The 21572-nt window shown below is 67.2% G+C and carries 4 protein-coding genes; 2 read left to right on the forward strand and 2 right to left on the reverse strand.

The annotated features are described in order from the left end of the window. Positions 1-22: 22 nt before the first annotated feature. Positions 23-1087 carry a 5-methyltetrahydropteroyltriglutamate--homocysteine methyltransferase gene (locus tag ACIHA7_RS32755; protein WP_397294947.1) on the forward strand — a complete coding sequence of 355 codons (1065 nt, stop codon included), beginning with the start codon at positions 23-25 and terminating at the stop codon, positions 1085-1087. Positions 1088-1138: 51 nt separating this feature from the next. Here ACIHA7_RS32755 and ACIHA7_RS32760 read toward each other — a convergent pair whose 3' ends face one another. Both ACIHA7_RS32760 and ACIHA7_RS32765 read right to left on the reverse strand, forming a co-directional pair. After that, positions 1139-19600 carry an SDR family NAD(P)-dependent oxidoreductase gene (locus tag ACIHA7_RS32760; protein ID WP_397295540.1) on the reverse strand — a complete coding sequence of 6154 codons (18462 nt, stop codon included), beginning with the start codon at positions 19598-19600 and terminating at the stop codon, positions 1139-1141. Next, the gene (locus tag ACIHA7_RS32765) at positions 19594-20805 is read right to left on the reverse strand and encodes a cytochrome P450 (RefSeq protein WP_397294949.1); all 1212 of its coding nucleotides are present in this window, start codon (positions 20803-20805) and stop codon (positions 19594-19596) included. The genes ACIHA7_RS32760 and ACIHA7_RS32765 overlap by 7 nt, the downstream gene beginning before the upstream one ends. A gap of 251 nt (positions 20806-21056) precedes the next feature. Between ACIHA7_RS32765 and ACIHA7_RS32770 the strand changes: the two genes are divergently transcribed. After that, the gene (locus ACIHA7_RS32770) at positions 21057-21560 is read left to right on the forward strand and encodes a hypothetical protein (protein WP_397294951.1); all 504 of its coding nucleotides are present in this window, start codon (positions 21057-21059) and stop codon (positions 21558-21560) included. The last annotated feature ends 12 nt before the right edge of the window (positions 21561-21572 follow it).

Below are 21572 nucleotides of genomic sequence, written 5' to 3' on the forward strand. Positions count from 1 at the left end.
GTGTGGGGAAGGGGAAATGCTCATGCCTTTGCCGACCGAACCGATTGGAAGCATCCCTCGGCCGACAGCGTTATTGACAGGAATGCAAGACCACGCCGCCGGGCGGATTACCGATGCGGCGCTGGCCGATCTCTACGACGCGGCGGTGCAGGACACCATTGCGCGTTTGGAATCGCTCGGCTCGCCCGTGGTTACCGACGGTGAGCAGAGTAAGCCCAGTTTTGTGAGCTATCCGCTGGCCGGGTTGACGAACCTCAGTCCTGATGGTGCGGTGATTCCCTTCGCGGACGGCCACACCAGGCAGCTGCCGCGGTTGACCGCCGGGCCGTTTCGGTACGCGACCTTCAGCGCGCAGTATCTGCAGGCTGCCCGGAAGTATGCGACGGCACCGGTCAAGCAAGCCGTGATCGCCGCTTCCGCCATGAGCCTGTTGTATCCCGCGGACGGCATCAGCGGGTACTCCCAGGAACAGTTCCTCGACGATCTCGTGGACAACGTGGAAGCCGATATTCGCGGCGCGTTCGATGGTGGCGCCCACTCGGTCCAACTCGACTTCACCGAGGGGCGATTGTCGCTCAAACTCGATCCGTCCGGTGGAGTACTCGACTCGTTCGTCGCGTTGAACAATCGCGTGCTCGACCGCTTCACACCGGACCAGCGGCAGCGGATCGGCGTGCACACTTGCCCTGGCGGGGACCAGGATTCGACCCACAGCCTCGACGTCGACTACGCAGAGTTGTTGCCGAAACTGTTCGGTATCCATGCCGGCCAGTTCTACGTCCAACTGGCCAGCGAACCCGACCCCGATCGGGTACTGCGCGTCATCGCCGAGCACTTGCCCTCGGATGCTCGAATCTTCGTCGGTGTCACCGATCCGATCGATCCGACCATCGAGACGACCGAGCAGGTGCGGGACCGGGTGCTCAACGCAGCTCGACACCTGCCCGTCGACCGGCTCGGCACGTGCGACGACTGCGGTTTCGCACCATTCGGCGACGACGTCTCCACATCGCGAGAGACCGCGTTCGCGAAGATCAGTGCCCGCCTTCAGGGCACCGCGGCGGCATCCCAGGCACTGGGCGTGTGAGCTGACAGCCCCGCCGGAGCAGAGCTTGCTCCGGCGGGAGCTCCATGCTGATCAGCTACGCGAGCTCTGTTCGGCCCGCCCCATCGGTGGGTCAACGGTGGCGCACGGCATCGGCCCATGTGCGCCGTCATGGCGTGCGACGAACTCCGCGACCAAGTCGCAGACCTTGTCGGGTTCCGTGAAGCAGACGAAGTGACCGGAGTTCGCTAGTTCTACATACTCGGAATCGGCAATGCAGCGGTGGATGAACTGCCCGGTGGCCACGCCGACCACCGAGTCGTGCCGCCCCTGAACTATCAAGGCGGGCACCGACACCGACGACAGTTTGTCGGTGAGATCCGATCCTTTCGCGAACAGATCCAGATAACGCAGCCCGGTACGCGGATCCATACTCTCGGACTCCATCAGCAGGTCACTCACAGCTCTTCGTACCTCGCCGCCCAATGCGACACCCCCCGCTTCGATCGAGTCGAAGTCATCGGCGATCACCTGGTCGAGTTTGTCTATGCGTCCCTTGCGATTAGCGAATTTATAGGATCCGCCCAGCAGAGCGAGCGAAGCCACCCGATCAGGATGAGCCAACGCCATCCACTGGGCGAAAATCGACCCGACGGAGGCGCCGCCGACATGGAACCGGCCATGAATACCGATGCGGTGGAGAACCCGAATTTGCAGGTCCACCAGTCCATCGAGACTCAGGCTGCTGGTCGTCCTGGTGCGGCCGACACCAGGCTGGTGGATCACCACAATGCGGCGATTCCGAGCCAGCCTCCCGAACTGGTACGCGAACATGCCCGCCCCGATATTGAACGGGTGCATCAGCACCAACGGCAGCTCACCCGTCCCTGCCTCGAACACTTCGACCTGCCCCTCATCGTCCTCGACGAGTGCGGCCCGCACCGATGGACAGAAGCGTTGAAGGACACGAAGATTGCCGGGCACGGTGGTCTCGTGGTCGCTGCGATCGGACAGATGGGTCAGGTAGGTCTCCCGCAGTTGTCCCAACTGGTTCGCGAACCACGGCGCCGCTGCATCGTCCTCAGTGACAGCACGCAGGACGGTTCGCTGCTCGTGTATCCCTGCGATCGCGGTCGCCACTGCTGCCATCTTTACTCGAACCCGATCCGCATAACCGATCGGAACGGCCACGCGCACCTGCCCATCGAGCCCTGGATGGACGGGACTGGCCAGATGCGGACCGACGCGAACGCCGGTCTGCTGGTACAGAGAGCTCGCCAGCCCCAGCGCAGCGTCCTCATCCGACCCGGCGGACGGCACGCAGACAGCGAAGGTGGGCTCGGCCGGAACGGTCGGGACACCGTAGGACCTAATCATTCGCGCGAACTCGGCGACCAGCGCCTGACGCTCGACAACCAACCGATGAGCGGTGGTGAGGTCGGCGAGACCGGCCTTCATCACCGCACGTCCTAGGGCCGAGAACTCCCCTTTGCCGCCGTCGGTCTGGCGCCGAAGCCCGGTGCTCAGTGCCGCATCCGAGGTGGCGACCAGGCCGCCTGCCGTCAGCGCGAAATTCTTCGACAGACTCATGGTGATCGTGTCGGCGTGGCCCAAGGTCGCTTCGAGGGTCTCGGCAAGCGTCGCCGGTTTCATCCCGGGGACGACCACATTGTCGACGACCCGAGTAGCGTCGAGCACCAAAGGAGTTTCGGCTCGGTCACATGCCGCCCTGATCCGCGCCAGCTGATGGTCCGGTATCCGAACGCCACCAGCCGAATTCGGGCAGAGTTCGATCAGCACGAAGGAAGGCCGTCCGGGCAGAGCCGCCAAGCCCTTTTCGACGGCGACCGCGAGTCCATCGGCGCCGACCCGGTCGAGAGCCCTTGGCGTGAAACGATTTTCAGCCAGCGAACCCAACCAGGTGGGGAAGACACCGTTGTGCAACACGGTGCCGCGGGGGCCTGGCCAAGCGCGGCACAGCAACGACTCGGCTTCGCGACCGCTTGGCGCGAGCACGACCTCCTCGAACGGCAGCCACGACGGTTCCGCCCGCTCGGCGGCCAACAACTCGGACAGACGGGCGCGCACGATGGGGTCGTCGCGGTCGGCCCAGGAGTCGGAGATCAGGTCGAGCTCTATGTCGGCCTGCTCGAGTCGCAAGACATTTCCGGAAGGCCGACCGACCCGATCGGCCACGACCTGCCCACCGGGCGCAGGCGCGGCCGACGGACGAGTAGCGGGCGTATCCCGGGTTTCCAGCTCCGGATCACCGATCAAGAGCAAGATCTCCGCAATACTGCTGCGCTCACCGCGGGGCTGACACAGGTAGATCGCCGACTCGGCCGGTTTGAACTTCCGCTTGAAGTGGTAGTTCCCGAGCGGCGTCAGACCGGCGTCGCGCATGCCCGCGAGTTCGTCGACGAGGGCGGGATCGGCGTTTGCCGATTCTCCCACCGGCACTGCGAATATCGCCCCCAGGCTGAAGATCTCGACCCGTTCCGCGCGAAGTCGGTCGATGATCTCGGTCACCGTGTATTCCAAACAGCCGGTCGGGGTGTGCCCATCGTAGAACTCGACGTCCAGCAGATAACCGTTCTGCACGCCGAGCCGGGAGATCACCACCGCCGCGACGATGACATCGTCGGCGAAGGTCAGGAATACCCGGTGGCCCGGGGGCAGTTCGCCTCGCGACACTTCGGCGCGAATAGTGGCGACGTACGGGTTCACGTTTTTCTTGCCGTCCGACCAGGCATCGATGAGCCGAACGATGTCGCGGTCGTGCCCGGGCGCCGCGCCGACCTGATATTCCTCGACCCGAACCTGGCCTGCCCGCTGGAATTTACCGATGATGCCGCGCAGTCGACGCTTTTCGCCGCCGGTGACGGTGAACGACGCGATGTCGCCGATCTCCTGCATCACCCCGAACGGAGTCGCATGGAACTGCCTGTCGTGCACCGTGTCCAGCGGATCGGGCCACAGCACGCTCAGTCGCGCACCCGCCGTCGAGACGACCGCATCGAAGTCCGCCACCGCGTCGATCGCGGAGTCCGCAGGACCGGTGTAGCCCCAGACCAGAACGACGTCGCCGATCCACCCGACATCCAGGTACCACTTCTCGTGGTCCGGCAGATAGATGAAAGGCGCGATGTCGCGACCCGCCAGGGCATCCTCGAGGCGATACGTCTTCGACAGTTCGGTCACCGCGGCCGCCAGCTTTCCGTGCAGTGGCAAGTCGGCACGCCGAATCATCCGTCCGCCGAACATCTCGGTCACCTCCCCCGCGGCAGGCACCGGAGCCGGCTCGGTGGAGTACGTGACCGAAGCGGCGGTGAAGCCGGAAACCACGTCGGCTGTGAAGGTTTGGCGGAAGAACTCCGCCAGGCTCGTCGTCGACGGGTAATCGTAAAACAGCGTTTTCGGCAGCGGACCGAAGTGGGACTCCAGGCAACCGACGGCGCGCAACCTGTCGATCGAGGACAGGCCGACGGAGTCGAAGTCGGCCGGTGCCGTGACCGGCGAGCTTGTCAGGTGGCCGAGGAACAGGGCCAGCTCTCCCGCCAAGCTGTGCTGCGAGGTCGGCCGCGCGCCATCGGACTGCGCGGTGAGGTGCGCTTCGAGTCCTTCGACCGTCGCCGACTCCACAACGGCGGTCGCCGTCACGTCGATGCCGAGCTTGCCGGTCAGTCGCTCGGCCAGGTCGACGGCGAATATGGAGTCCAGTCCGAGGTCTCGCCACGTGCGCGAGGTGTCGAGTGCGCCGACTGCCAGGCCGAGAATCGCGGCCACCTCGTCACGCACCGTGCCCGGCTCGAGGGGAGATGTGGGCACGCCCGCCACATCCGAATCCACGATGGGCCGGTCCGTTTCGCCGAGTGCCGACGTCGGCGGGGCTGGCGCCTCGGCCTCCTCGAACCAGTGCCGGACCGGCAGGAACGGCGGCGCCGGGAGTGTGGTCAGCGCAGCGGCCACCGGCCAGTCGACGGATTGTCCGGCCAGCCAACGGCCCACCGGTTCCGGCGCGGCCACACCCTGCGTCGAGCCGTGCAGACAACGTCCGTGCGGCTGCCCCGCGCCGAGCGCACCCGCCGCCGCGCGAAAATCGCCGATGTCGCGACACATCAGTACCGCTCGGACCCGCCCGCCACGGTGGCGCCGCCGCAGCGTGGCTGCGACGCGCTCGATGGACTCACCGTCGGTGCCACCCGCGGCGAGGGCTCGGGCGTAGGCCGCCAACCTCTGCTCGTCGTGCGCCGCCACCGGTATTGCGAGCTCCTGCTGCCGATTCCCGGTCGCGACCACCGGCGCTGTCGGAGGCGCGGACGCGAGCACCACGTGCGCATTCGTTCCCCCGAACCCGAAAGAACTGACCCCGGCAATGATCTCGCGGTCGGTCGGCAGGTCGACCGAGTCCGTCGGAATGTGCAGGGCCGTATCCGCTATGTCGATCTGTGGGTTGAGCGTCCGCAGATGCAGCTGACCCGGAACCTTGCGGTGCCGCAGAATCTGCACGGTCTTGACCAACCCGGCCATGCCCGCGGCGGCCTCGAGATGGCCGACCGAAGCTTTGATCGAGCCGAGCAGCACCCGCCCGCCCGCCTCGGATCCCAGCGCCTGTTTGATGCCGTCGATCTCGACCGGATCACCGAGCCGCGTGCCGGTTCCATGGGTTTCGATGTAGTCCAGCGCGGCGAGTTCGGTGGCGGCGTCCCGATACGCCGCCCGGATCACCGCGCCCTGCGCCTGCGGTGCGGGCGCCGTCAGCGACGCGGTGCGCCCGGTGTGGTTCACCGCGCTCCCTCGGATGATCGCGTGCACGCGATCACCGTCCCGCAGGGCATCCGACAGGGGCTTCAGCAGCAAGGCACCCGCACCCTCACCGCGGACATACCCATCCGCTCCGGCATCGAAAGTGGCGCAACGACCTTGCGCACTCAACATTCCGGCGTCGGTGAAGGCCCGATACAGGCCCGCCGTCAGCGTGAGATTGACCCCGCCGACCAACGCCTGCGTGCATTCCCCGGAACGCAACGCACGAATCGCGCGATGCACCGCGACGAGCGAGCTGGAGCACGCGGTATCGATCGCCTCGCTCGGACCGTGCAGGTCCAGCAGGTGTGACACGCGGTTGGCGAGAACAGCGTGCGAAAGTCCTGTTGCGGAGTGGGCGCGATCCGGTACCCCCCGCGCTGACATCAAATCCTGATAGTCCATCGTGGACACCCCGGCGAACACCCCGGTCGCGGTGCCCCGCAGGTCTTCCGGTGCCAGAGCCGCGTCCCAGATCGCCTCCCAGCACACGGTTGCGAACAGGCGCTGCTGCGGGTCCATCACCGCCGCTTCGCGCGGCGCGATGCCGAAGAAGTCGGCGTCGAAATCCGCTGCGCTGCTGAGGAAACCACCGCGGACCCCGGCCATTGCCGGATCGTCACACAGCTCGTGCCGCCCGGCCGGCACCGGACGCACGAGGTCGTGCCCCGCGAGCAGCGACTCCCACAACTGTGCGCTGGAAGCGGCGGCGGCGATCGTCGCGGCCATACCGATGATCGCGACGTCCTGGATGCTGTCACGGTCGGCGGATATGGGCGACGGCCGACCCGCGGCGGCACCGCGAAACCCCGAGTCCGACTGCGGATTCGGGGGTGGCGCATCGGCCGACTCCGCGAAGTGGGCGGCCAGACGCAAGAGGGTGGGATTGTCGAAAACAGCCGTCGGCCGCACGCTGGTGCCGAAGACGGCGTTGAGCCGCTCGACCAGTTCCGTCAGCGAGATCGAATCGAAGCCGAGCTCGAGCAGCTCGGCGTCGAGATCGACCTCCGACGCGGGCACCAGCAGAAACTCCGCAGCGTGCCGCCGCACTTCCGTGAGCACCTGCTCGGCAGGCGCCGGTGCGGCAGGCGGGTCCGCAACCATTGGTGGGAGGGACCGTTGCGTCTGCAGCTCGGTCACCTGAACGACGGGATACTCGGACCTGAGCGCCCTGGCGAGCGCTTCGAAACCCGCCACGGTCGACATCGGAACCATGCCGTGGAGCCTGCGCAGCCGCTCGACGACCGCCGCAGGCATGCGCATGCCGCCCGCCGCCCACAGCGGCCAGCCGATCGACACCGTCTTGCCCGATCGCTGCCCTGCCCGCCGTAGTTGCGCGCGCTGCAGGCAGGCGGCGTCGAGATAGGCGTTGGCGAAGGCGTAGTCGGACTGGCCGGGACTTCCGTTGCGCGACACCAGGGACGAGTACGCGACGAAGAATTCGAGCGGGTCCTGGGCGGTGGCCGCGTCGAGAATCCGCACTCCGGTCACCTTCGGCGACAGCACCAGCGCGATGTCGGACGCGGTCTTCTCCGCGGCAGGTGCGTCCCGCAGCAGCCCTGCGGCGTGTACGACGCCACGCAGCGGCCCGGCAGCTCTTGCCTCGTCGAGCACGCGTCCGACGGCGTCGGCATCGGTCACGTCGACCTGCCGGAACCTGATCCGGCCCGCACCATAGCGACTGGTGAGCGCGCGCACTTCCGGGCCGGCCGCGGAACGGCCCAGCAGCCATACCGTGCCTGCCCCGGCGTCGGCGAGCCATGCCGCGGTCGCGAGCCCGAGTTTCCCGCCCCCGCCGCTGATGACGTATGAACCGGGCCCAGCAGTCCACGCAGTGCCCGCCAGCATGTCGACCTCGACCATTGCCGCTATCTCTCGGGCGGAAGCGTGTCCGTCTCGGTAGCGCACCTCGGCCGACTCGTCCCTGCCCACCTCGTCGAGCAGGACGTCGACGGCCGCCGAAGCATCCATCGCGCCCAAATCGATGGAGCTGGCCGACAATCGCCGCTCAGCACCCAGTGCGCGGAGTAGACCGGCGGTAGCGGGGCCGGCCGGGTGTGTCGCGGTCTGCCACGCGCACACCAGTTTCGGTGGCACGGAACGCCCGGCCGGTGTCTGCTCGACGACTACCCGAATGATGTTGTCCGCCAGCATGACCGGATCGAGCAGCTCGGGATCGAAGAGCAGCACCAGCGCGTCGACGCTTTCGGTCCCGGCCGCACCATCCAGTGCATGCGCCCGAATCCCCCGCTGCCGAGCCGCGTCGATCAGCTCGACGGCCAGCGGCCGGTCCCCCTCGGTGAGTACCAGCACGCCGAGCGATTGCACCGCACGGCGAGAACCACCGAGCGGCGACGGTCGCCACGTCGGGACTTCGTAATGCACTTGCGTCGCCGCACCAGGGTCGCTCGACGGAGCCGACGATTCCGCCACGGATTCCAGGGCCGGATTCGGAACGCTGTAGAAGGTCCGCCGCAAGGGGACTCCGGGGTAGGCGAGTTTGCCGGGATGCTTGTGCCACAGCTGTTTCCAAGCGATACGCGCCCCATCGACCCACAACTGGGCCAGCCGTTCGAGGTCTCGCCGCCGCAGCGCTTCGTCGTCGACGGCATCCTCCGCAGCGGCTCTGCGCGTACCAGGTGTACCTACGAAAATCCCATCACCGGTCCGGGCGTCGGCCGCAACCGCGAAGCTGCGTAGTTGCCGGGCAAGTTCGTCGCCACTCGCACACCGCACCGCCAGCCGGTACCCGAATGAGCGCCGACCGGTTTGACTGGTCCATGCCATCCCGGCGATCTCGCTCGAACTCAGGCCAAGCGCGAAATCCGCGATATCTGTGGCATATTCGCGCAGCCTCGCCATATCGGGGCAGGACAGCAGCACAAGGAACGGGCCGTCGACTGCCGTCATAGCCCGTCGAGCTGGTGCTTCTTCGACGACAACGTGCACGTTTGTCCCGCCCGCTCCGAATGAGCTGACACCCGCGCGGAGTGGCTGCCCATCCGGGCCCGGCAGCCAGCCGGTCAGGCTGCGCACCGGCTGCGTCCCGACCTCGTCGAACGGAATGCGCGGATTGACGGTGTCCAGACCGACCATCGGCGCCAACGTTCGGTGCCGCAGCTGCAGCACGGTCTTCGTCAGACCGGCGATACCCGCCGCACCCTCCAGATGACCGATATTCGACTTCACCGACCCGACCCAGGGCGGCGCGGATGCGGACCCGAGCCGCCGGAATGCCGTGCCGAGCGCGGAGATCTCGATGGGATCGCCCAGCGCGGTTCCGGAACCGTGCGCCTCGACATAGGAGATCGACTCCGGCGCCGTCCCGGCCTTCCGGACAGCGGAGGTTATGACCTCCGCTTGGGCTTGCGGGTTGGGCACGGTGAACCCGCTGGTGTGACCACCGGCATTCACCGCGGTCCCCTTGATCACCGCCCAGACATCGTCGCCGTCCCGCAGTGCCGCGTCGAGCGGCTTGAGTAACACAGCACCGACGCCCTCACCGGGGACATAACCGTCCGCCGCGTCGTCGAATACCTTCACGTGGCCGTCCGCAGCCAGCATGTTGCGTTCGCCGAGCGACATCAGGTGGGAAGGGTGTGCGATGAGATTGACCCCGCCCGCCACGGCGATATCGCATTCACCGTCGCGCAGGCTCTGGACCGCGAGATGCACTGCGGTGAGGGACGACGAACAGGCGGTATCCACCGCCATACTCGGCCCGGAAAGGTTCAACGTGTAGGAGACGCGGTTGGCGATGGACCAGTACGCCGTGTGCGCACCGTTCGGCGTGCCGTGCTCGGCCAGCCTGGCGCCGACCTCGCCGTAGCCGCCGTACATGACACCGACGAACACCCCGGTGGCGCAAGCCTGCGATTCGTCGTTCAGATAGCCCGTGCGCTCGAGCAGATCCCAGCTGGTCTCCAAGAAGAGCCGCTCCTGCGGATCGATGTCCTCGGCGACCTTGGGTAGTACCCCGAACAATCCAGTATCGAAGCAGTACGGGTCGGTGAGGAAGCCACCCCATGCCTGGTAGGGCTGTAGACCCCGGCGCGGGTCCGGGTGCCGCCGCCAATTCCACCGCTCGGCGGGCACCTCGGTCAACGAGCAGACGCCCGAGAGCAGGTTCTGCCAGTAGGTGGCGATGTCGGGAGCGCCCGGGTACCTCCCCGCCAGGCCGATCACCGCGACGTCCCCGCTCGAGCTCGCCTTCCGGGAGTCGACGGCGGCGTCGGCGGCCTGCGAAACCTGTTGCTTGCCAACAGGGCCGGCAGTCTTCTGCGTGTGCTCGTTGTCGGCCAACTTGCCGGGGTACTCGCCGGCGATGCGGTCTGCGAGAGCCCGGATAGTCTGCTCTTCGTAGAGCAAGGTCGGTGGCAGCGGGCCGATGTCGCGCTCGAGCCGTTCCAGGAGCTGGACGCCCACTACCGAACTGACGCCGTAGGTCTCGAAGGTCGCGTCCAAGCTCAGTTCATCCTCGCCGAACCCGAGCACCTCACAGAACGCCCGCCGAATGCAGTGTCGCGCTTGCTGCACTCGGCCGGCCGCGTCGCTGCCGACGGACATCGCAACAGTTTCGCTGCTACGCAACGGCTTTGGTACCTCATCGATACCGAAATGGCTGAGCCCCTCGGCGTTTGCGGCGAGGACGAGGGCCTGCCCGTGCCCCGCCGCCAGCACCTCGGCCAGAGCTGAGATGGCCTGGTTCGCGGCCAATGGCACGATCCCGTCCGCGGCCATGAGCGCGCGGTGGTAGGACGTCGACGCGACACCGACATCCCAATAGCCCCAATTGACGACGGTGACGTCGCGCCCGCGCGAACGGGCGGCCACCGCAATGGCATCCAGTGCGCAGCAGGCCGCCGCGTAGTTGGCCTGGCCACCGGAGTCGACGAACGCCGCGGCCGACGAAGTGACCAGGAATTTCGGATCCGAATGATCGAAGTTGTGCGCGAACAGGTTTCGCATGCCGTCAACGCGCGGCCGCAGGACCGCCGCGAAGTCCTCGTCGGTGAGGTCCGCTATCCGGCGATCGCGCAGCTCGCCCGCGCAGTGAACAACCGTATCGATCGCTCCGAGAAGCCGCTCCGCCTCGCGCAACGCCGGACCGATACTCGCCGTATCCCCGACATCGGCTTGCAGGTAATGGACCGAGCCGCCCGCGGACTCGAGGTGCTCGGCGACCTGCTCCGCCGATCTGCGCCCGATCCACACCTGGGTGCATGGACCCTGCGCCGCCGCACAGATCGTCCGGCCGATCGCGCCGGTCGCACCGATCACCACCAGGCGTCCGCCGAGCGCGAGGCGCTGCCCGCCGTCGCCGGGCGACGCCCGGAATACTCGGCGAAAAAGTCGCCCCGCACGCAGGGCGAGGACCCGGTGCGACGAGTCGTTCGGAGTGTGGATGAGCATGGCCTCGCGGACTTCATCGAGGTCCACGTCGTCGTTCAGCACATCGATGCAGCGCACCGCCCAGGTCGGCTGCTCGGCGGCGACCGCGCCAGCGAACCCGTGCACAGCACTGTTCAGTGCGTCGGGCACCTCGCGCTCGGCGATACGAACGCCATGTCGAGTGATCAGCGACAGCTGCAGCGGGTCCGAGCCGAACTCGTCACGGAGAACGCGATACCAGGTGCCGAGCAGCGACAGCGTGTCCGACAATGTGGTGGCCCGGGCACTTCCGGGTAGCACGATGACCGAGCGCACGCTCGCGCTCAGCGCACCGGGTGACGGCTGCTCGAACGGAACAAGGGTCGCCCTGCCACCGGCGTCCTGTAAGAGCGCCCCGCCTAGTTCGTACCGGGACCGTTCCGCGACGACCAGGACTTCTCCGTCTTGCGCACGGTCCATCGGACTCTCGTCGAGCGGTACCCACGCCGGCGTGTACACCAACCCGGGTGTGCCGCGATCGACGACCGGAATCGGTTGCCGCGCTTGCTCGATGCTCATCGGGTACAGTCGCAACCCGTCGAATTCGAGCAGCGGCACGCCATTCGAGTCCGCGAGCACCACCCGGTAGGTGGTGCCGGTCCGCTCGCCGACCACGGTGGTGGCGCGAGTCGCCGGTCCCCAGATCGAGATTCGTTGCGCCGCAACCGGAACCAGAGCAGACCCGTCGCCGAGTCCGGGCAGGGCACCGAGCGACTGCAGGGCCGCATCGATCATCGCTGTTTCCGCGCCGAACCCGGCGACTGCCGGATCCAAGGTGCCTACTACGAGATCCTCCCCCACCAGGACCTCGGTCAGCCTGCGATAGCGTGGACCGTACGCCAGACCGGCGTCGGCGAAGTCGGCGTACAGGCGATCGGTGAAGACGCTGCGTCGGCATCTCGCCGAGAGCTCAGCGATGTCGAGGGTTCGCGGTCTGTCGCTGGACGTGCCCGATAGCTCCAGTGACGCTGTCACAGCAGGTACTTCGCCCGCCGACTGGATCGAGATCGAGCGACTCGCCGAATCCGTATCGCCGTCCGGCAGTGCGGCGTTCACCGTGACGACCGCGGTGTCATCGACGATCACCGGGGCCCGCCAGCGAACCCCGTGCAGGATGAATTCCGCGTCCGACTGCGCACTCAGCAGGGTTCGGGTGAACTCGACGGTCGCGGCGGCGGGCAGCAGTCGTTGTCCGACCACCACATGCTCGGAAACGACGGGGTCGTCCGCCGCGAGGCGGATACTCGACACATTCGTCCGGTCGGCCGAGATCTCTTCGGCCGCATCGGCCCGCCACGGCAGTGACGGGGCGACATCCTGAACTATCGCAACGCTGTTCGTGCCCGAAAAACCGTAGCTCGCAACCACGGCTGTCCGCGGGACTGCCGAGTGAAATGGCCACGGCTGCTTCCGAGTTGGTATCCGAAAGCGGCCGAGGTCGCCGATCGCCGGGTTCCGGACGCCGTGATTGACCAGTGGCGCAACGATCTCCATCTGCATGCACAAGATGGTCTTGATCAGACTAGAGATGCCCGCCGCGGTGGTCGTGTGGCCGATATTCGCCTTGACCGAGCCGAGCCACGCGGGCTGGTCGGCGGCGAGTGACTCGATCAGGCCCGAGATTTCGATCGGGTCTCCCAAAGGTGTACCCGTACCGTGGGTTTCGACGAAGGAGACCTCACCCGGCGCGACACCGGCACGCCGCAACGTACGCGTCATCAACTCGGCCTGAGCCGCTGCGTTCGGCGCGGTGATCCCGTTGGTGTGCCCGTCGCCGTTCACGCCGGTGCCGCGCAGCACCGCGAGGACCTGATCACCGTCGCGCAGCGCATCCGACAACCGGCGCAGCACGACGACGCCGACGCCCTCGCCCAGCACGATGCCGTCCGCCGCGGCGTCGAAGGGGGCGCTGGTCCCGGTCGGCGACAGCATGCCCACCTGTGACGAACGCACCTGCAGCGACGGCGTTTCCATTACCGCGACCCCACCGGCGACGGCCGTGTCCACCTCTGCGGTCAGCAGCGCCTGGCAGGCGAGGTGGACCGCGACGAGAGACGAGGAGCATGCCGTGTCGACGGCGATCGCCGGTCCACGGAGGTTGAGAAAGTAAGCGATCCGCGCGGCGAGAATCGAAGCCGAACCGCCGAGAAAGGCTTGGGCCGTCTCGTGCTTGTCCACGGGCCGCAGGCGCTCACCGTGGTCGCCGGGCGCACAGCCCACGTAGATGCCGGTGCAACCGCGACCCCGGGCATCGGACAGATGCCCCGCGGCCGCGAGCGCCTTCCACGACTCGGTGAGAAAAAGCCGCTGCTGGCAGTCCATGGCGGCGACGTCGAGCGGCGACAGGTTGAAGAACGCATGGTCGAAGCTTTCGACGTCGTTCAGCAGCGCGGCCCAGCGGCTGGACGTCTTGCCCTCGTGGCGGCCGGGCGCGTACAGCGCGGAAAGATCCCACCTGCCGCGGCTCACGTCGGTGATCGAGCTCCGCCCCGCCGCGATATTACGGGCGAACTGCTCCACGTCGTCGGCGTCGGGCCACCGCCCGGCCATGGCGACGACGGCGATCGCGCCGTCGGCAGGGTGTTTCGCCGCGGCGGGCTCGGGCTCGACGGTCTGAGCAGCCATTCGGCCCACGACGGAAGCCTCCGGCGCGGGTGCCGATGTTCCCGCGACATCCGGCGCGGGTACCGGTGGTGCTCCGGCCTCCGGCGCGGGTTGCGTTGCGCGTGCGGCATCCGCCAGGAAGGCGGTGGCTTGCACCTCACTCGCCAGGTACTCCGCGAGCTCTTCGACGGTCGGGTGCTCGTAGACGACCGTCGACTCGAGATCGGTGTCGAATCGCTCGTTGAGGTCACGGACCAACTGCACCGCGCCCACCGAGTCCAGGCCCTGATCGCGGAAGGACACCCGGCCGTCGATCTCGTCCGGCTCGGCGAAGAGAATGTCGGCCACACTGGCCACAATCGCTTCGGTCAAGTCCGGCACCGCCACCCGATCCGCCACGCGGGGATAGCTCTGCGCGGCCGCCACGGGCTCCGTCTCGGCGCGCATCGACAGTCGCCGATGCATGTCCATCTCCGCCGCGATCGTGGTGGGCAGGTCCTGCCGCGACGCGGACGAAAGGTGCGCCTTCAGCTGCTGTACCGCGGCCGGTGGATGGCCTGCGACGGTGCGTGCGAGCGACATCGCCTCGGCCACCACCTGATCGGGGTCGCAGAAGTTGACCGACGCGCCGCGGCGTTCGAGCTCGCGGCCGGAATACTCACGGCCACTCATGAGCATCTCCTGGGACAGCGGGCCGCCCATCCGCCGCTCGAGAATGTAGGTGGCGCCCAGACCGGGGGTGATCCCGTAGCGAAGGAAGTTCGCACTGTAGTAGGCGTCGCGCGACATGACGACGAGGTCACCGTAGAGACCGAACGCGAGGCCGCCGCCGAACGCATTGCCCGCCAAGGCCGTAACGACGGGTTTGCGGCACGTCGCCAGGCCTTCGTAGATCACGGCGGCATCGGCGAACGTGGTGCGCTGGGTGGCGACGTCGCTGACCGCCTCGGGTGTGCCGCCCAAGCAGAACTCTGTGCCGTTGCCACAGATGACGAAGACCCGCACCGCGTCGTCGGCCTGGACGCGCTCGAGCGCTGTTGCGAGCAGCGCGAGCAGTTCATCGGTCAGCATGTTGTGCGTCTCGGGTGAGTCGAGCCGAAGCAGCGCGATGCCGTCCGGCAGCAACGAAAACGAGTGGCCTGAAACGGATTCGGGTGATTGCGGCATCTCTGAGACCTGCCCTTCGACGGCCGCGGAGCGCGGGGGCTCGGGCGGGCTGTTGCGGTTGTGCCAGCCGCCGAGCCGGCATATCTCCGTCTCCAGCGGCGCTATCGGCAGACTCAATCGCCGCCCGGCCGGCGCGAGGTCCGGATCGAGCGGAACTCCGGCGCACCACGCCAGCGCGAGATCGCGGGCTCGGCCTCTTCGCGCGACGCCGTCGACGGCGTTCGTCGCCGCGCCGCTGTGATGATGCGGGCCCTCGTCCTGCCCCTCGGCGTAGGCACCGAGGGCGGCCGCCAGTTGGTCCAGCGTGGTGCAGGTGACCGCGAGTCGCACCTTGCGGGGTCGCCGGCCGACACGGAGCGTGTACGCGATGTCACGGAGCAGCGGATCGCCGGTGGGTGCGGTCATCAACGCACGCAAGGTGAGGCTCGCGAGATCGTGCTCGGCCCACTGGTCGAAACTGCCGGGGCCGGCAACGGCCTCCAGCATCGTCCGATCGAATCCCAGGTCCGCCAACGCCCAGTCGACGTCGATCTCATGACCGGGCACGCCGAGAACGGCCGCGGCTCGATCGAGGACAGCCGGGTCGACGGCGTCCTGGGACACCGCTTCCGCGCTGTGCAGCCACCGGCGCAGATCCGTGGCGAAGGTGCGCAGCGACACAACCGAATCGGCCGAAAGGAGCACCGCGACTTCACGATCGATCCGATCCCCGGGCCGCGACGCACTGCGTTCGGGGGCGGCCTCCACGATCACGTGCACATTCGTGCCGCCGGCCCCGAAGGCGCTCACGCCGGCGATGCGGGAAGCGTAGTGGGACGGCCACGGAATGCCGCGCTGCGGAAACTCGAGCGACGGCGCGGCCTCGACGACGGCGGCGTTGAGCTCGCCGGAGTGCAGCGTCGGGACGATCCGGCCGTGTTCGATCTGCAGAATGGCCTTGGTCAGGCCCGCGATGCCTGCCGCGCTCTCCAGGTGCCCGATATTGGTCTTCACCGAACCGACGGACAGGCGCTCGGTATCCGCGCGGCCGGAAGACATCTCACGCTGAATCGCAGTCGCTTCGATCGGATCGCCGAGGGCTGTCCCGGTACCGTGCGCCTCGAGATAGCCGACCTCGGCAGGTTTGACGTCGGCGGCGCGCAACGCCGCGGCGATCAACGCCGCTTGCGCCGCCGGATCGGGGACGGTGAATCCGGCCGAACGACCATTGTGATTCATCGAGGTACCGCGAATCACCGCGTGCACGATGTCCCCATCGGCCACGGCTCGACGCAATGGTTTCAGTACTACGACGCCGACGCCGTCGCCGGGCACGTACCCATCGGCGCCCGTGCCGAAGGTCCGGCACTTGCCGGTACGCGACAAGAAGCTGTCCGCGGACAGTTGCACGTACTTGTGTGGGTGCGTCGTGATGTTGACACCACCGGCCAGCGCCATGGTGGACTCGCCGCTGCGCAGACTCTGCACCGCGAGATGCACGGCGACAAGGGAACTGGAGCACGCGGTATCCAAGGCAATGCTCGGTCCGGTGAAGTCGAAGGTGTAGGAGACCCGATTCGGTATCGTCGAGTGCAGCGCCGACGGAGAAACGCCGTCGGCGTCCTGATAGAGCTGGTAGTGGTTCCACATGACGCCGCAGAAGACACCGACGGTCTCCGCGCGCAACGACTCCGGTGGTCGAGCGGCATCCTCGAGCGCCCGCCATGCGGTCATCAGGAACTGCCGCTCCTGCGGGTCCATCGACTCGGCCGCGCGGCGGCTGATGCCGAAGTACGCGGGAGCGAAATGGTCACGCTCGGAGAGCAATCCACCCCAGCGGCCGTAGGACGTGCCGCGCGTGCCTGCCGCACTGTAGGGCAGCGGCTCGGGCCAGGTATCGTCGGGAATCTCGCTGACCGCGTCCTCGCCCGCCTGCAGCAGCTGCCAGAAGGCACGCAGATCCGCCGCGCCCGGGTAACTTCCGGCCAGCCCGATGACCGCGATCGGTTCGGCCGCACCGATCGAGTTGTCGGAGGTGCCTTTTCCGGTGGCGTACTCGGCAGGTTCGGCTGCCACCGGCTCGAAGTGCGCTGTCGGGTAAGCCACCATCGCCGCCTGCGCTTCGTCAGGGGCACCGTAGGTGACGCACAGATGCCGAGCACCGTTGCGCCGCAACAGCTTTTCGAGCAGTTGCAACCCGGTGCCGGTGGGCAGGTCGGCCGACCGACCACCGTTGGCGCTCCCGGAGCGCATGCCCCCATCCGCCCAGTAGGGCCATGCGATGGTCCGCACTTCGCACGAGGTGTCGTGCTCGGCGAGGCTCCAGAAGTCGAGGCTGGAGTTGGCGTAGGCATACGCACTCTGCCCTGGGTTCGCCAGCACACCGGAGATGGACGTGAAGGACACGAAGAAGTCCAGATCCGCACCGTCGAACGCGCGCCACAGCTGTCGCGCGCCACCGAGTTTGGGTGCGGCTACGGCGCGGGTTCGCTGCGTCGATCCCGTGATGAACACCGAGTCGTCGAGCACACCCGCGAGATGAAAGACACCATCGATCGCGCCGTGCTCGCGCGTCAACGCGGCAACCAGGGCGACGCAGTCTTGTGCGTCTGCGACATCGCATTGCGTATAGGTGACGGTCGCACCGCTGGATCGCCATGTCGCGTGCCGAGCGTCGACGGCTTGGCCAACCGGCCTGCGACCGGTGAGGTGCACTGCGGCGGCGTGCGTAGTTATCAGGTATTCGGCCAGGCACGTGCCGAGCCCGCCGGCCCCGCCGGTGATGAGGTACCGACCACCGGCGCGCAGGAGCGCGGATTCGGCGGCGAAGTCGGCCGGGCGATAGTCGAGTGTTTGCAGAACTCCTCGTCGCAGCCGGAAAAGGCCGGACTTCTTCGTGCGCAGCACAGTCGTGAGGCCCGCAACGACGGCGGAGAGCTCCGTAACGGTGTCCGCCGCGATGACCGCCGCTGACAGCGTTCGGATTTCCGCAGTCGCGGTACGGCAAAAAGCACCGGTCCCGAGCAGTTCCGGCGCAGGGTCGTCCCCTATGCCGAGTACGACGGCGGCGGACGGCTCGGCTGCTCTGCGGCCCAGTTCGCGGACGAGATCCTGGTAAGCCTCGACCGCGGCCACCTGATCGGCGGCGGCCACCACACACCAGGCGATCGCCGGATCGGGCGCCTGTGGCACAGCGGAATACTCGATCACCGACCATCCCGCGAGCTCGAGCGCCCCCCGCAATGGTGCCCGCGCCCCGGGGTCGGAGATCACCAATCCGATCGCGCTGTGACCGCCGGAAGGCCGAGTGCCCTTGTCGTCCAGGTCCACCCAGCACGGTTGCCACGCCTGCGCCTCGGGCTGCGCGAGGGACGAGGGTTGCTCCCGCTGCACGTCGGCGACGGCCTCGAAGTCTCGGTGGTCGAGCCGGTGCTCGCTCATCAGGTGCTCGGCGAGGTCGTCGACGGTGCCGAATTCGAAGAGCACCGTGGGATAGAGCCTGACACCGAGCTTTTCGCCGATGATCGCGGACAATCCGAGCAGCGCGACAGAATCCAGCCCGAGGGCATAGAATCCCGCGCCGGTGTCGATCGACTGCGCCGGAACCCCCAGCCGCGCTGCCACTTCCGCGCGCACGCAGTCGCGGATGGATGCTGCGCCGGCCGGCCGCGACGGCGGGCCGGACGCCGACGGCGATGCGACGACTCCTTGCGACCCGTCGATATCGTCGTCGGTGAGGCCGGAGATCAGCAGCGGATGACGGATCCGTTTACACGCAAGCCGCTCGATGCGGGCGACCAAACCGCCTGTCGCATCGAGTATTTCGTAGCTGTTGTGCATCACATCCGAGGTATCGGCGTGCACCTCTTCGGCCGGTACCCACACCCGGCACCCGGGTTCGGAGATTGGAGCTACCAGCGTCGCTGCCGCGATCGTGATCGGGATGTAGGGGTACTCGAGCTTCGGGGTGTGCGCGAAGGCGATCAGGGTCGAGGCATCCAACAGTGCGGGGTGCAGGTGGAATCCCGACGGTGCCGGATGGGCGGGATCGAGCGCGATATCGGCGATCAGCCCGGCGCCGGTGTCGCGCAGTTCGCCGGAGACCCGCATCGGCGTGCCGTGCACGATGTGCTCGGATCGAGCCTGCGCGTACAGGTCCGCCATGTTTTTGAAACGAGTACCGTCGCGGGCGGGCGGGGCGGCACTCGGCGGAGCCTCGGCGAGGATCCGCATCGTCGCGGTCATATGGCGCCGGACGGTCCCCGCAATGCCATTGCCGCGCACCGGCACACTCGTGATGAGGACGTCGAACTCTCCCTCCCGACGGGTGAGTCCGAGTCGCAGGCGCCGGTCGCCGTGCTGGTCGGTGACCACCGGCTCCTCGAACACGATGTCATCGACTCGAATGCATCCTTCGATCCCGCGCGCCCGTGCGAGCCGCCAGAGCAGATCGAGGAAAATCGCGCCCGGCAGCACGCTCGTACCGTGCACGTGATGGTTGGCCATCACGAAGTCCTCGCGGGACAACAGCACAGACGCGCTCAAATCGGCAGGGACCGTGCTCACCACGCGACCGGAAGACTCTCTACCCCGTAGAGGCCGACCGACGGCGGACGCATGGTGACCTCGGCGCTCGGCACCGCGAGCCGCAGACCGGGCAGCCGCGCGAACAAGCGGGAGAAGACCTCTTCCAGTTCCATTCGGGCAATGGCGTGCCCCAGGCAGTGGTGCGGGCCGAAGCTGAAGGACAGGTGATTGCGCGGGTTGCGCGAGATGTCCAGCACATCGGGCTGGTCGTACGCTCTGGGGTCCCGGTTCGCGGTTTCCAGGACCATGACGACGCCCTCGCCGACACGGATCGTTTCTCCGTCGATCTCGATGTCGGCCGTGGCGACGCGCTGCACCGGATTCTGCACGATCGTCTGGTGGCGCAGCAGCTCCTCCACCGCCGAGGGCCACAGGTCGGGTTGCGCCTGCAGCTTTGCCAGCTGTTCGGGATGCTCGAGCAGCGCGAATACGCCCAAGCCGATAATCGTGGCCGTGGTCTCGTGACCGGCCACCAGCAGAATGAGTGCGATCTGCACGAGCTCCGGCCGCTCGATCCGGCCCGCAAGCAGCTGTTCGTGCACCAGGCGACTGAGCAGGTCGTCCGCGGGTTCGGTCTCTTTCCTGGTCAACAGCCCGTCCAGGTAGCCCATGATGGCCCCCATTGCCCCCATGACCTGTTCCTGGGTGCTCGCGATGTCGATCATCGCGCGAGTGTTCTGCTCGAAGACCGGCCGATCCTCGACCGGGACACCCAAGAGTCGGCAGATCATGCTCGACGGCACCGGAAACGCGAACGCGGAAACCAGATCGGTTGTGTTACCGCCTGCTTCCATTGCATCGATACACGCATCGACGATTGTCCGCACCGCCGGCCGCAGTTCGCCGGCCCGGCGCGCGGTGAATTCTTTGGCGAGCATGCGGCGCACCCGCAGATGCGATTCCCCGTCGGTTCGCATGAAGGTGTCTTTGAGCGGCGAGGCGAACGCGCCCTCATATAGGAAGGGGTAGCCTGGCACGCCCTCGTCCGAGCTCAATCGGTCGTCGTCCAACAGACGCCGGACGTGTTCGTGTCGCGTGACGAGCACCGCCGGTAGCCCGCTGGCCAGTCGAACCCGCTGGAAGGGCGCCGTCGCCTGCAGCTCCGAGTAGGCAGCCGGCGGATCGAACCGTGCGGTGCGACGGGAGGGAAAGGGACACAGGTCGCTGTCGCCGACTATCTGACTCATGCACCTCAGTCTGCTCACGGCACCCTGTTACGCCGCACAATTCTGTGCACCCCGGCCCGCGTCATCATTTGGCGCACAGCCACTTCGAAAGCGACGGCAAACAGCCGATATCCAGCCGAGACATGCGGTCGGATCCGCATGGGCGCGCCGCGTTATCGGACCCGCCGCCATCGATTGCCGAATAGTGAGCATCGGTGTCATGGACGAAGTGCTGGCATGACTGAACAGGCAAGCACTGACTGGAGGCACACATGACCGGATCGGCACCGGCCGACGAGGGTGGCACGACCGGCTTGCGTTCGGTCGGCGTCACCCGGGTGCACGGCAGGACCATGCTGGAGCACATCGGTGGCCCGGCGAAGGTCCGCGAATTGGCCGAGCTGTTCCACGCCGCCGTACTCGACGACGATCTGCTGCACGACATGTTTGCTCGCGGGTCACGCAATCACGCGCTGCACCTGTCGCACTTTCTCGAGGAGATCATGGGCGGTCGGCGCCTCTACACCGATCTGCATGACGGAGTCCGTGGCTTGTTCGAGGCGCACAAGAACCTGCACATCACCGAGGACCAGCGCAGGCGGTTCATCGAGATTCTGCTGTCCCTGCTCGACCTGACCGACTTCCCCGGTGACGATCGGTTCCGAACCGGATTTTCCGCCAGAGTCGAACAGGGCTCGCACTTTTCGAAGAACCTCTCGCAACCTGGTGCTGAACCCTTGGATCCCTGGCCGCCGGTGGGCACGTGGGATTGGTGACGGCAACCGAAC

Source organism: Nocardia sp. NPDC052316, from assembly GCF_044547795.1.
In the GTDB taxonomy this organism is placed as follows: Bacteria; Actinomycetota; Actinomycetes; order Mycobacteriales; family Mycobacteriaceae; genus Nocardia.